This window comes from Streptomyces sp. NPDC058469 (genome assembly GCF_042721125.1).
Lineage (GTDB): Bacteria > Actinomycetota > Actinomycetes > Streptomycetales > Streptomycetaceae > Streptomyces.
Genome location: NZ_JBHXME010000137.1, coordinates 17,547 through 30,173 on the forward strand (window position 1 = coordinate 17,547; position 12,627 = coordinate 30,173).

Below are 12,627 nucleotides of genomic sequence, written 5' to 3' on the forward strand. Positions count from 1 at the left end.
CAGGCCGGTTCCGTGTGACATGGGTCACCGGAACCGGCCTTCGTCGTCCGGACAGGTAGAGGGGTGTGGATACGAATCTGCAACTGAGGAAACGCATCCGCGCGGGGGACCACGACGCCTTCGGCGAGATCTTCGACGCGTACGCACGCTCCGTCTACAACCACGCCTTCCGGCTCACGGGGGACTGGGCGCAGGCCGAGGACATCGTGTCGCTGACCTTCCTGGACGCCTGGCGCCTGCGCGGCAAGGTCGACGAGGAGGGCGGTTCGCTACGGCCCTGGCTGCTCGGCATCGCCACCAACGTCACGCGCAACACCCGCCGCGCCGCCCGAAGACACGCGGCGGCCGTCTCCCGGCTGCCCCGTGACGAGGTCGAACGCGACTTCGCCGACGAGGTCGCCGCCCGCCTCGACGACACGGCCGAACTGGCCCTCGTACGCACCGCGTTGGCCACCCTGCGCCGCGCCGAGCGCGAGGTGCTCGCCCTGTGCGTGTGGTCCGGGCTCGACTACCGGGCGGCGGCCGAGGCGCTCGGGGTGCCGGTGGGGACCGTACGATCACGGCTCTCGCGGGCGCGCGCAAAGCTCGCGAAACATCTCAGAAGTGTGGAACTCCCCTCGCGGGACGGACAGATGAAAGGTGACCGCGGCAGTGCGGTCGGGCCCCTGAGGGAGGGACAACGATGAACCAACTCCCGGAACTTCCCGAGAGAGACCTTCCGCCGGGCCGTCACCGACTCCTCAAGGAGCATCTGATGACCGAGATCCGGCAAGAGACCGAACCTGTCCAGGAGAGCGTGCCCGCTCCCCGGCGGAACAAGTGGCTGCGCCCCGCGCTCGCCGCCGCGGCCGTCGCCACCGCCGCGGCCGTCACCTTCGTCGTCCTGCCGTCCTCCGGCTCCTCCTCGGCGACCGCGCAGCCGCCGAGCCGCTCGACGGTCGCGCTCCTGGAGGACATCGCGCTGGCGGCCGAGCACGAGAAGTCCTACGGCACGGTCCGCGACGACCAGTTCGTGTACGTGGACAGCAAGGTGTCGTACGCCGCGTACGAGGAGGGCGAGAAGACGAAGATCGCGCCGCTGCACCGGCAGGAGGTGTGGACGTCGGTGGACGGTCTGCACAAGGGGCTGAAGCTGGAGGCGGGCCAGAAGCCCCTCGTCATCCCGGTCGACGTGAAGCCGGACTGGCTGAAGTCGGGCAAGGGCGGCTGGGAGGTCTCCAATGTCTACAACCACGTGAAGACCCTTCCGACCGACCCCGACGCGATGTACCAGTACCTCGCCAAGACCGCCCCGAAGTACAGCGGCCAGGAGAAGTACCAGGCGATGTTCGTGCTGGTCGGCGATCTGCTCAACGACTCGATCGTGCCGCCGGAGCAGAGCGCGGCCCTCTTCCGGGCCGTGGCCAGGATTCCCGGTGTGACGGCGGTCAAGGGCGTGAAGGACGCCGAAGGGCGGTCCGGTGTCGCCATCGGCCGCGACGACCCCGACAACCCCACCCGGGACGAGTGGATCTTCGACGCGAAGACCTACGAGTTCCTCGGTGAGCGCGAGGTGGCCACCAAGGACAACGCCGGCGTGAAGAAGGGCACGGTCACCGCCAACACCGCCGTCCTGCGCCGGGCGATCGTCGACAAGGCGGGCGAACGGCCGTAGGACACAAGGGTGTTCAGGCCGGAGGCAGGCACTCCTTCCCGGGAGGCCTGTCCTCCGGCCAGGCGATCCTCACGAAGCGGGAGCCGCCCTGCGGGGTGAGTTCCACTATCGGTACGGCCTTGTCGTACGGGTTGCCGTGGACGTCCAGGCAGATCCAGCCGCTCGCCCCGTTCACCCGCAACGAGCCCTTCACCTGCGGCCATTGGAGGCCGACGTCGGACAGCGGCGGGATCTTCTGCTGGTCGGGGGTGGCCTCGCGGATGCCGTGGACGGCGAGGCGCATCGCGTCGTAGGCGATGATCGCCTGGCCGTCGTCGAGGGAGACCGCGCCGACCGGGCCGACCGGGGAGGTCTTGGCGGTGGCCAGCAGCTTGTCGAGGACTTGGGTGTCCTGGGCCGAACCGCCGGTCGCCGGGGCCTTGTCGATCCAGGCGTCCGGGTGGGCGAGGGCGGTGTAGCGGACGGCGACGCCGTGCTGGAGGGCGCTGCGGTCGAGCTTCTTGTCGCCGGTGAGGTACGAGCCCTCGTCGCCGGTGAGCACCGTGAACGTGCGGGACTGGCAGCCGCGGCGACCCAACGCGTTGATGAACTGCCGCAGTTGGGTGTGCCGTCCGGCGAAGAACACGGTGTCCAGCTTGGCGTCCGTGTCGCAGATGAGGTCGGTGATCTGCCGGAAGGTGTTGGGCGTACTGCCTTCCTGGCTGCGGTCGGCGGGCGGGGTGAACGGCCAGGAGCCGTACGGCGATCCCTTGAGCAGGGTGGCGAAGGCCTGTTGGAGCGTCTTGGTGTACGGGTCGCCGGGCTTGTCGTAGACCAGCAGGGCCCGGTCCGCCGTCACCTTGGCGTAGGCGGCGAGGGCGCGCGCCTCGTCCGTGTTGGTGGGGGAGACGCGGGCGAGCCCGGGGTAAGGGTCCTTGCCCCGCTGCCCGTTGGCGAGATCGTCGGCGGTGATGGAGGTGCCGATCACCGGGACACCGAGCCGGGTCAGTTTCGCCACGGCCTTCTTGTTGTTGTCGGTGCTGGTCCCTATCCCGGTGACCGCGCGCAGCCGGTCGGACGACGTCGTCATCGTCACTATCCGGTCGACCGTCCGCTCCCAATAGGCGCCCGTGGCACCGGGGTTGGCGAGCACCAGCCGGATGTACGGGGTCTCGCCGTTGTCGTCGTGGTTGGCCTGATACTGCGCGACATAGGCGCCCTGCAACTCGTGCAGCACGTCGTTCGTCATGTCGGCGTCGGTCGCGGTGAACGGCTCGAAGAGCGCCACGGTGACGTACGTGCCCGCCTTGAGGGAGCTGTTCTCACGGGCCATCGCCCTGATCGTGTCGGCGAACCGGCGCTGCCCGAAGTCGAACGCCGAGGTCGACACCCCCACGCACTCGCCGCTGTCCTCGGGGCGGGCCACCCCGGCCGCGCAGGAACGGTCGTCGTGCAGGAGGGTGCGGGTCAGCTGGACCAGGCCGAAGACCAGCGCGGCGGCGACCACGAGGGCCGTGTAGCGGTAGATCGGGATCGTCCGGATCCGCTGGACCAGTTCGTGTATCCACGCTCTCATCGCACGCCCCCGTCTCGGTCGTCGCCGGCCGGCACCCTCAACGGGCGTCCGGCCAGGGCGTGTTCGGGCCACTGCTGGGCGGCCCGCCACAGCGGTTCGCTGCCCGCGGGCCAGCTGTTCGACAGCTGCTCCAGATCGAAGTGCATCCGGCCCGCGACCTCCTCGTCCGGCAGCACCAGCGGGTCCGTCACCTGCCACACCGCGTGCAGCAGCCGCCGTACCGTCAGATGCAGGGCCGGGTCCACGCCGTCCGGGGGGTCCTCCTCGGCGTCCGTGCGGGCGAGCGCGACGGCCTTGCGGTGGTCGCCGGGCGCGCCGATGTCCCGGCCGTGCGGATCGTGCGCGTGGTAGTAGGGCGCGGCGGTGACGAACAGCAGCGTCTCCAGCCAGGCGTACGGGGTGATGGTGCGGAAGGTGTTCCGCAGATACGCGACCGCGTCCGCCGTGTCGCCCAGGGCGAGTTCGTGGTGCAGGCGGTAGCGGGCGCGGGCCGGGGTGTCCGGGTTGCCGGGCAGGCCCTCGTAGTGCGAGAGCAGCGAGCGGTGCACGGCACGCCAGCGCCCGTGGTCCGCGTCGTCGAGGTGCAGCCGCAGCAGAAGCAGGGTACGCAGGAAGGGATCGCCCACGAAGTAGCCCTCGGCCGGGGGCAGTCCCTCCGCGGTGAGCTGGGTACGCAGCCGGTTCACCCCGGCCGCGCCGAAACTGTCCCCCAGCCGAGCCTCGGCCAGCGCCCGCGCCGAGTCCCCGTCGTGCGCGGTGGCGAGCACGGCCAGCTCCTCCGCGAGCCCCCGCGGCACCAGCCGGTCGAGCAACTCCCGGTACACCGGCCGCCGATCGCTCTCCGCATCCCCGTCCGGCTTCAGCCCGGCGGTCAGCAACTCGCCCGGACTGACCGCCCCCACAGGCCGGTTCTGCCGTACGGCCTGCCCCAGCACCGCGGCCCCCAGCGGACTGCCGGCCGTCAACCGGTGGATGGCATACGGAAGTTGGGGCGGCACTTCGACACGCGTAGCGTCGTCGGCGGCGCACACGTCGGCGATGACGCGCCGCGCCTCCTCGGGGGTCAGCGGCGGCAACGTCACCAACAGGGCCCGGGACGAGGGCGAGGCCCCCGGCACCCAGCCGCTCGCGCGGGCCACCTCCGGCAGCGGATGACGCACGGCGTCCGGCAGATCGGGATGCCGGTGGCCGCGCAGGGCGGCGAAGAAGACCACCTGGTCTCCGATGCCGTCAACCCGCTCCTTCAGTACGGCCTTCATCAGCCCGGGCCCCGGCCCCGACTGCACGTTGTCGACGAGCACGACCGGCCGCCCGACCCGCCGCATCCGCTCCCACCGGCGCCGGTAGGTGTCCGTCAGATCGGCCAACAGGGCGCGCAGCAGCCAGCGTTCGGCGTCCGCGCGGGAGGTGCCCTCGGCGCGGAAGTCCCGGGCGATCTCGATCAGCCCGCGCTTGGCGTCACCGCTCGCGCCGGGGTAGGCGCTGTACCAGTCCGCGCCCGCCTTCAGCAGCCCGTTCGGCGTCCACACCAGGTCGAAGAGGGTGTCCAGGGTCGCCTCGATGACGGCCTGCCCCACCGGCCCCGTACCCGACAGGTTGGCGATGAGCCGGGAGGCGACCTTGCCGGCCCAGCCCTGCGCGATCACCGCCCAGCGCCGCGCCGGGTCGCTCAGCAGCAGGATGCGCCGGGCCTCCTCGCGGGCGCTGTCCTCGTCCCGGGCGCCCCAGCCGGTCGCGCAGACGGCGAGGAGTCCGGCCTCCAGGCGCGGGAAGTCGATGTTCCCGGCGCCGTGCACCACCGGCTCCCTCAGCTGCTCCGCGACGGTCGCCAGCGCCTGCCACACCGGCGACCAGGTGGCGGCGGGCCGCCCGTCCGGCAGCCGGGTGAGCCGGCCGGCCTCGCAGTCGATCAGCGCGACCGGCGTGTGCCCGCGGTACGCGGTCCGCAACTCGGCCAGCGCCATGCTCTTGCCGAGCCCGCGCGCGCCCGCGAGCACCACGAAGGGCGGTTCCGGGTGTTCGTACGGCGAGGTGAGCAGCTCGTACGGGCGCAGACCGGTCAGGCGCGAGGCGAGACCGGGCGGCTGTGCCTCGAACAGCGCCCCGCGTCCATGCAGCCCTCTTCCCACCGCATCTCCCCCTGAGCGGTCGCCCGGCACCGGAACCTGTCTATCAACACCAGGGTAAATAGGGGGAGTTGTTTCGGACTAGGTCGCGTGGTGTCCGTTGAGTTACGAAAATGTCGGAACGGCGGCCTCACCTGCCGGACTCAGTCGACGGTGATCGAGTCCAGCTTCTCCCGCAGATAGACATGCGAGTCGACGGCCTCGTACGCCACCCGCCCGACCGGCGCGGGCACGGACTCCACCAACGTGCCCGGGGTGCACTCGCCGAAGTAGACGAGCGACATCAGCTCCTCGGCGGGCGCGTCGGCGGGCGGCGGCAGCACACGGTGCCGCCCGGACCGCCACCGGTCCCCGGTCCAACGGGCCATCAGATCCCCGATGTTGATGGTGAACGCCTCCGGATCGAACGGTGCGTCCTCCCATCCCCCCTCATCCGTGAAGACCTGCAATCCCCCCTTCCCGGCCTGCCGGTCGAGGATGGTCACGGTCCCGAAGTCGGTGTGCGGCCCGATCCGGAACTGCCCCGGTTCCGGCTCCCCGACGACCTCCACCCCCGGGTACCAGTTGATGTTGAACCCGTACGTCGGATGGTCCATGTGCTGGGAGAAGAAGTCGGGTTCGAGCCCGAGCGCGACCCCGAGCAGCGACAGCAGCCGCTTCTCCAGCTCGCCCATCCGGTCCAGGTACTCCTCGCAGAGTTGTTGGAGGCCGGGGATCTCCGTCGGCCACACATTGGGCGCGTACCACTCGGCGTTGATCGCCGGGTCCTCGAAGGGCCGGTGCGTGGCGAAGGTCAACGACTCCTTCAGATCGGGCGGGGTCTCGGTCCCCTCCGAGTACCCGTTGGCTTCGGCGCCGGGCCCGAGCCACCCGCGCCCGCCGACCTTGGCGCCGTACGGCTCCTTGACGTCGACGGGGAGGGCGAAGAAGGAACGGGAGGCCTCACGGATACGGGCCCGGAGGGCGGAATCGACCCCGTGCCCGGTGACGAGCAGGAACCCGGCGGTCTGAAGGGCGTCGTCGACGGTACGGGCGATGTCCTTGCGCGTCTGCTCGTCCCCGTCGATCCAGGGCCCGAGATCGATGGTCGGGATGCGGGGTTTGGTCTGGGGCTCAGTCACCGATGTCCTCGTTCCACAGTGCGGGGTTGTTCTTGATGAAGTCGCGCATCAGCGAGGTGCACTCGGGGTCGTCGAGGACGACGATCTCCACACCGTGCTCGGCGAGCCAGTCGTGCCCGCCGTGGAAGGTCGCGGCCTCGCCGACGACGACCCGCGAGATCCCGAACTGGCGGACCAGCCCGCTGCAGTACCAGCAAGGGGAGAGGGTGGTGACCATGGTCGTCCCTCGATACGACCGCTGCCGCCCCGCCGCCCGGAACGCGGCCGTCTCCGCGTGCATCGAGGGGTCGTCGTCCTGGACGCGCCGGTTGTGGCCGCGCCCCAGCAGGGTGCCGTCGGCGCCGTAGAGCGCGGCGCCGATCGGGATGCCGCCCTCGGCGAGCCCGGCACGGGCCTCCGCGACGGCGGTGGCGAGCCAGGTCCGTGCCTGTGCCTGATCGATGCGGTTCATGGCTCCCACTCTCCAGTGGCCGAAACACGAGGGCAACGTGCGGAAAGTACTCTCCCCGCAACCCTTAGCCGGACGAACTGTCAGCGCCCCTGGAGGTGCCCGTGCCCGCACTCACCCTCCGTGAGGTCCTGGCCCTCGACCCGGTCCGCGCCACCGAGCCCGAGCTGCTGGCCGGCGAGGCCGCGCTCGACCGCCCCGTGCGCTGGGTCCACTCCAGCGAGGTCTACGAGGGCGCGAACTTCCTCGACGGCGGCGAACTCCTCCTCACCAACGGCTTCGGCCTCACCGACACGGACGCCGAGATCCGCCGCCGCTACGTCCGCGAACTCGCGGCGCGGGGCGCCTCCGGCCTGGCGGTCGAGATCGGCCGCTCCCTCCCGACGATGCCGCCCGAGGTCACGGACGAGGCCCGCCGCCTAGGCCTTCCGTTGTTGGCCCTCCACCGGGTCGTCCCCTTCGTACGGATCACCGAGGCGGCCAACCGGGCGATCGTGGCCCGGGGCCTGTCCGGCCGTTCCGTCGTACGACCGTGGGGCGACGACCACACGGCCGCGCTCCTGGCCGACCTGGCCGACCGCGCCGCGCTGAACCAGCCGGAGGTCGAGGCCCGGTCCGCCCTGGCCGGCTTCCACCCCGGCCCGGGCGCCCGCCTGATCGGGGTCTCCGTGCACGGCGCGCGCGAGGTGACGGCCGTGGACCGGGCGGTACGGCTGCTGGGCGGGGCGAGCGTGCTGCGGGCGGCGTTCCCGGGCGACGTACTTGCCCTGCTTGCCCTCCCCGGCACTGTCTCGGGTGACCCCATCCGCGCGGTCCAGGAGGCATTCCGTACGGCCGCCGAACCCGGGCTGACGGTCGCGGTCGGGCACGCGGTCGAAGCGGGGAGCGGCTGGCTGCGCTGGAGCGACACGTTGCGGGCGGCCCGTACGACGCTGGAGCTCGCGCTGACGGTCCCGGCGGCCGAACCGGCCGTCCCCGGGGGCCCGTTGGTGACATCGGCGCGGGCACTGGCGCTGGAACGTGAGCTGACGCGGGGCGGTGTCGACGCGAACCGGGACCGTTTGGCGCGGCTCGTGCAGCACGCGCTGGGCCCCCTCCTGTCCTGGGAGGCGGCCCACCCGAGCGACCTGGTACGAACGCTGGAGGTACACCTACGCCACGGCTGCTCGCCGACCCGCACGGCAGCCCTCCTGCACATCGGCCGCCAGTCCCTCTACCAGCGCCTGGAACGCATTGAGTCCCTCCTCGGCCTGGATGTAGACGACCCGGACCTGCTGGGTGAGCTGCTGGCGGCGGTGTGCGCGCATCGGGTGGTGCGGGGGATGGGGGCGGCTCAGGTACGGGGGCTGCGGACGGTCGCCTAGAGGCGCCTAGACGTTGTCCTGGCGCAGGGTGACTTCGCCGGGGCCGTTGAAGGGGGCGTAGCAGGTCACGGTGGGCGGGGTGCGGAGGGTGTCGTCCTCGGTGAACAGTTTCCGTACGGCGTCGAAGGAGACCTCGCCGCTGACGACCGGGGCGACACGGTCGTAGAACTCGCGCGAGGACTCCGGCAACGGCTCCCCGGGTTTGCCCTCGTCCTCGCTCCACACGTCCCACAACAGGGTCTCCACCTTGTTCAGGGCGGCGAGGTCGAGGCGGATGTTGCCGGCGACGAATCGTTCGCCCCAGAACGGTCCCTCCTCCGGCGGGTGCAGTCCGAAGGCCGCCGGGTCGGCGCCGCCCGTACGGATGGCCTGCCAGGCCTCGCCCGCGACGAGGAAACGGTCGCGGGGTACGTCCATCGGGTCGAAGTCGACGTTCCAGTGAGCGGTGACGGCCGGGTCGGTGAGCTGGGAGTCGGCGAGCAGCCAGCCGCGGTCGTCGTGCCAGTACTCGGTGACGACGTGGTCGCCGTGGAAGAGGTTGGAGACGTCGGTGCCGCGCGAGTTGAAGTAGTCGGCGAAGCCGGAGCGGATGCGGGCCGGGATGCCCAGGTGCCGCAGGAACGAGCAGTGCAGGAGCGAGAAGTCCCGGCACACTCCGACGAACCGGTCACCGGGTTCACGCGGCAGGGTGAGCGGGGTGTCGTTCCGTTCCACGATGATCCGCAGGATGTCGTCGATGTAGCGGGTCTCGGCGTCGTTGTGGAGGCGGTCGGTGGGGTGGGTGTGGTCGTAGAGACCGGCTTCCAGGCGGTGGATCAGCAAGTCGCGGGTGATGCGGGCGAGTTGGGCGGGGTCGCGGGGGAGTCCGGCGTAGCGGTGGGCGAGGGCTCCGGGGTCGGAGTACGTGCTCTGGGCGGCGTAGAAGGCGCGGAAGCTGAGGGGCATGACACCGGACCGTGTCAAAATTCGCCCCTAATTGTCCATAGTCCAGGGGCACTTCACTTCACGTCGGCGGCGACCGAGCGCCAGATGCGTTCCGGGAGGACGCGGGCGGCCTCGTCGAGGTCGAGTTCGATGTCGTCGACCTGGGAGAGCCAGCGGCGGACCACGCCGATCAACGGGCCCAGGACGAGGGACTCGATCAGGGGCAGCGGCAGCGGGGCCAACTCGCCTGAATCGACGTGGGATTGGATCCAGACAGCGAACACCGACAGCCTGGCCTCCTGGGCGTCCCGCAGTTCCCTGGCCTGGATCATGTTCCGCTGGTCGGTCCTGGCGGAGTGCAACAGCATGGCGGCGTCCCGGTGCTCGCGGACGAAGGCCAGATGCGTCCGTACGATCGCGCGGATGCCCGTGCGGGCGGTACGGGTTGTCTGGAGCGCGGTGAGCAACTCACCCAGCAGTCGGCTCAACCAGCGCTGCGCCAGCGCGTCGAACAGGCCGTCCAGGCTGCCGAAGTGGTGGTACAGGCTGCCGAGGCTGACACCGCTGGCCTTGGTCACGGCGCTGACGGTGAAACCATGTTCGCCCTGCTGCGCGTACAGGCTCAGCGCGGCGTCGAGGAGCAGGTCTGCGGTGGCCTCGCCGCGTTGTTGCTTGGGGCTCATGCGGGACAGCGTATTGGGAACTCGGTTCTAGAGTGAATTTCTAGAGCAGGTTTCTGGAATCCTCTTCCGGTCTGGTCATCCGGCGGTCCAGACTTGGTGGTAGCCGGGCCCGCGTCCGTCCGTTTCGGGGGATACGGATGGCCGTGGGCCCGACGGCCTGAGTGGGTGGTGCATAGGATCACCGGCATGGCGCTGCGTCCTGTTCAGGTGAACATCAAGGCCGTTGACGGCTTGGCGGTCGGCCGGTTCTGGGCGGAGGCGCTCGGCTGGAGTGTCTTCAGCCCCGGCGTGACGACCTACGTCGGCCCCGCCGGCGGCCTCGTCTGGCCCGAACCGGTCGGCCTCGGCATCGACATCGTTCCCGTCCCGGAGTCCAAGTCGCCGACCAAGAACCGTCTGCACCTCGATCTCGCCACCACCTCTACGACTCACCAGGCGGAGTTGATCGCACGCCTCCAGTCTTTCGGTGCGACGCCCGTCGACGTGGGCCAGGGCGACGTCCCGTGGACCGTTCTCGCCGACCCGGAGGGCAACGAGTTCTGCGTGCTGGAGCCTCGGGAGATCTACCGGGACACCGGGCCGATCGCTGCGGTGGTCGTCGACTGTGTGGATCCTCGGGCCATGGCCCGGTTCTGGGGCGAGGCGACGGACTGGACCGTGCTTGAAGTGGCCGACGACCACGCGTCGTTGCGCTCCGCCCAGGGCGTCGGGCCGTATCTGGAGTTCCTCCGCACACCTGGTGTGAAGGCCGTGCCGGATCGCGTCCATCTTGATCTGATGCCGTATCCCGGTGACGACAAGGCGGCGGAGGTGGGGCGGCTTCGGGCTCTCGGCGCCACCGATCTCGACCTCGGCCAGGGCGATGTTCCGTGGACGTGTCTGGTCGATCCGGAGGGGCACGAGTTCTGCGTTCTGGCGCTGTCCTGACGCGGGGGCTTGTTGATGTCCCGGCGTTTTCCAGTTGCCGTTGGGCCACTCGCTTCTTTGCCAGTGTCGGGCTTCCACGGCCCGAGTAAAGGGCGCTCCCTACGGTCGCGTCGGCTACGCCGATTCCGCTCCGCTCCACCCTTGACTCGACCCGCTCCAGCCCGTTTGAGAAGCGAGCGAGCAGCCCGGAAGAACGGGTGGCTCAGGGAGGAATCCCCTTGCCTGTACTGCGTTCCGGGCCAGCGTGGAGGGACGCGCTGCCGTCTCGCCAGCACGCCGGGCCGGCTCAGCGGCTACCGGCCGGTGGGATGCGAGGGACACGGGCGGGGACTGCCCTCACGGGCCATGGGCAGAACCGGGCCGGTGTGAGGGGCCGCGCTCGCGCCTCGCCAGCACGCCGCCTCGGCTCAGCGGCCAACCCCGAGTGGGTGGTCGCTGGAAGCCGGGGGCAAATCTAACCACCATCACGACCCTTAACCAGTTAGAAAAGACCCCAGCCTCCAGAGGTGGCAGGTGGCAGGTCCAGGGGTCAGGGGTCAGGGGTCAGGACGTACTCATGGCAGCGGGCCCGCGCGGCCTCACATTCGGGATCTCAGTACGTCGACCTCGCAGCCCGGCGCGAACGGGTCGAAGCCGTGCTCGGTCAGCCAGCGGACCACCAGCAGGCTTCGCAATGACCACCACGCGCGGATCACGTCGAGGTCGACGTCGGTGCCATAGCCGGCGATGACGTCGTCGAGGTGCTCCTCGTGTCCGAGCGTGAAGGTGGCGACGTCGTGCAGGGCATCGCCCTGGCCCGCCTCGGACCAGTCGATGATGCCGGTGACCTCGTCGCCGTCGACGAAAACGTGCGCGATCTGCAGGTCGCCGTGCGTGAACGCCGGAGTCCAGGGCCGGAGCGCGGCCTCGGCGACCTGGCGGTTGCGGGTGACCAGGTCGGCGGGCAGGAGGCCGTTCGTCACGAGCAACTCGCACTCGCCGTCGAGTTCCGCCGCCAGCGCGACGATGCTCCGGCCGGCCTGGCCCGGCCGGGGCGGCAGCGGTGCGTCGTGCAGCTTCCGGATGGCGGCGCCCGCCGCGGCCCATGCCTTCGGCGACCCGGTCGACGGCCCACCGAGGCGCCCGAGCGTCGTCCCCGGGAGTGCGCCGATCGCGAGCACGTGCGGCTTGTGCCACAGGACCTCCGGGGTCGGGACCGGCGCCAGGGCCATCGCCTCGACCTCGACGTCGATGCGCACCTGATCGGCGTCCACCTTCAGGAACACATCGCCGACGCGCAGGGTCGCGCGCTCGGAATGGGCGACGACAACTTCGACCTCATCCATGGGCGACCAGTATCCCGGCGACGACCGTCTGCGTCGCCGGGTTTATCGCGTGCGATGGCGCGGCTAACCGCGTCCCGCTACCCGGCCGCCTCGAGCACGACACCGACCGCTGACCAGGTAAAGCCCACCACTTTTGTTAGGAGTCCTTAGCCTTGCCTGCCCGGTGTGCTGGCGAGGCGCGAGCGCGTTCCCTCGCCCCGGCCCGGAGTTTCGATGCATGCCCGTGGCCCAGGCCTGCCCATTGGCCTCGGCCTCGGCCACGAACTCCAACTCCCCAACTCCCCAACTCCCCAGCGGTCCTTGCCTCCTTGCCTCTTGGCCTGTTGGCTTCTTGGCCTCTTGCGCAGCAAGTCCCCATCGGGCGACAGCCGCTGAGCCGACCTGGTGTGCAGGCGAGACGCCAGTGCGCCACCTCGCCCCCGGCTCCCTCCTCTCTGGAGGCTGGGGTCTTTTCTAACTGGTTAAGGGTCGTGTTGGGGGGTAGAATTTCCACCGGCTGC

General features: G+C 70.5%; 11 protein-coding genes. 4 read left to right on the forward strand and 7 right to left on the reverse strand.

What is annotated here, in order from left to right:
* The first annotated feature begins 65 nt into the window (after positions 1-65).
* Together ACFWP5_RS39560 and ACFWP5_RS39565 are read left to right on the forward strand one after the other, a co-directional pair.
* The gene (locus ACFWP5_RS39560) at positions 66-686 is read left to right on the forward strand and encodes an RNA polymerase sigma factor (protein ID WP_384168352.1); all 621 of its coding nucleotides are present in this window, start codon (positions 66-68) and stop codon (positions 684-686) included.
* Positions 683-1,654, forward strand: coding sequence for a CU044_5270 family protein (locus ACFWP5_RS39565; protein WP_384168355.1), 972 nt, complete (start codon positions 683-685; stop codon positions 1,652-1,654). Before ACFWP5_RS39560 ends, ACFWP5_RS39565 begins: the two co-directional genes overlap by 4 nt.
* A gap of 13 nt (positions 1,655-1,667) precedes the next feature.
* Here the strand turns inward: ACFWP5_RS39565 and ACFWP5_RS39570 are convergent, their stop codons facing one another.
* The 4 genes from ACFWP5_RS39570 to ACFWP5_RS39585 form a co-directional block, all read right to left on the reverse strand.
* Complete coding sequence (locus tag ACFWP5_RS39570) at positions 1,668-3,209, reverse strand: ABC transporter substrate-binding protein (RefSeq protein WP_384168358.1); 1,542 nt, start codon at positions 3,207-3,209, stop codon at positions 1,668-1,670.
* Complete coding sequence (locus ACFWP5_RS39575) at positions 3,206-5,338, reverse strand: hypothetical protein (protein ID WP_384168361.1); 2,133 nt, start codon at positions 5,336-5,338, stop codon at positions 3,206-3,208. Before ACFWP5_RS39575 ends, ACFWP5_RS39570 begins: the two co-directional genes overlap by 4 nt.
* A gap of 140 nt (positions 5,339-5,478) precedes the next feature.
* Entirely contained in the window at positions 5,479-6,456 is a 978-nt protein-coding gene (locus ACFWP5_RS39580) for an isopenicillin N synthase family dioxygenase (protein ID WP_384168364.1), read from the reverse strand.
* Entirely contained in the window at positions 6,449-6,907 is a 459-nt protein-coding gene (locus tag ACFWP5_RS39585; RefSeq protein ID WP_384168367.1) for a nucleoside deaminase, read from the reverse strand. Before ACFWP5_RS39585 ends, ACFWP5_RS39580 begins: the two co-directional genes overlap by 8 nt.
* A gap of 101 nt (positions 6,908-7,008) precedes the next feature.
* On the opposite strand from ACFWP5_RS39585, the gene ACFWP5_RS39590 reads away from it, so the two are divergent.
* Positions 7,009-8,268, forward strand: a complete 1,260-nt coding sequence (locus tag ACFWP5_RS39590) for a PucR family transcriptional regulator (protein ID WP_384168370.1) — start codon at positions 7,009-7,011, stop codon at positions 8,266-8,268.
* A gap of 6 nt (positions 8,269-8,274) precedes the next feature.
* Here the strand turns inward: ACFWP5_RS39590 and ACFWP5_RS39595 are convergent, their stop codons facing one another.
* Entirely contained in the window at positions 8,275-9,213 is a 939-nt protein-coding gene (locus tag ACFWP5_RS39595; protein WP_384168373.1) for a transglutaminase-like domain-containing protein, read from the reverse strand.
* 53 nt (positions 9,214-9,266) lie between these two features.
* Complete coding sequence (locus tag ACFWP5_RS39600) at positions 9,267-9,875, reverse strand: TetR/AcrR family transcriptional regulator (protein WP_384168376.1); 609 nt, start codon at positions 9,873-9,875, stop codon at positions 9,267-9,269.
* 186 nt (positions 9,876-10,061) lie between these two features.
* Here ACFWP5_RS39600 and ACFWP5_RS39605 point away from each other — a divergent pair, with 186 nt between their 5' ends.
* Positions 10,062-10,802: a VOC family protein gene (locus ACFWP5_RS39605; RefSeq protein WP_384168379.1), complete on the forward strand. Its 741-nt coding sequence runs from the start codon at positions 10,062-10,064 to the stop codon at positions 10,800-10,802.
* A gap of 578 nt (positions 10,803-11,380) precedes the next feature.
* Here ACFWP5_RS39605 and ACFWP5_RS39610 read toward each other — a convergent pair.
* On the reverse strand, positions 11,381-12,127 hold the full coding sequence (locus ACFWP5_RS39610) for a phosphotransferase family protein (protein ID WP_384168381.1): 747 nt from the start codon (positions 12,125-12,127) through the stop codon (positions 11,381-11,383).
* Positions 12,128-12,627 lie beyond the last annotated feature (500 nt).

Bases quoted from the DNA above. Each gene is read 5' to 3' on its own strand.
- ACFWP5_RS39595 (WP_384168373.1), bottom strand. From the start codon at position 9,213: ATGCCCCTCAGCTTCCGCGCCTTCTACGCCGCCCAGAGCACGTACTCC.
- ACFWP5_RS39600 (WP_384168376.1), bottom strand. From the start codon at position 9,875: ATGAGCCCCAAGCAACAACGCGGCGAGGCCACCGCAGACCTGCTCCTC.
- ACFWP5_RS39610 (WP_384168381.1), bottom strand. From the start codon at position 12,127: ATGGATGAGGTCGAAGTTGTCGTCGCCCATTCCGAGCGCGCGACCCTG.
- ACFWP5_RS39585 (WP_384168367.1), bottom strand. From the start codon at position 6,907: ATGAACCGCATCGATCAGGCACAGGCACGGACCTGGCTCGCCACCGCC.
- ACFWP5_RS39565 (WP_384168355.1), top strand. From the start codon at position 683: ATGAACCAACTCCCGGAACTTCCCGAGAGAGACCTTCCGCCGGGCCGT.
- ACFWP5_RS39605 (WP_384168379.1), top strand. From the start codon at position 10,062: ATGGCGCTGCGTCCTGTTCAGGTGAACATCAAGGCCGTTGACGGCTTG.
- ACFWP5_RS39570 (WP_384168358.1), bottom strand. From the start codon at position 3,209: ATGAGAGCGTGGATACACGAACTGGTCCAGCGGATCCGGACGATCCCG.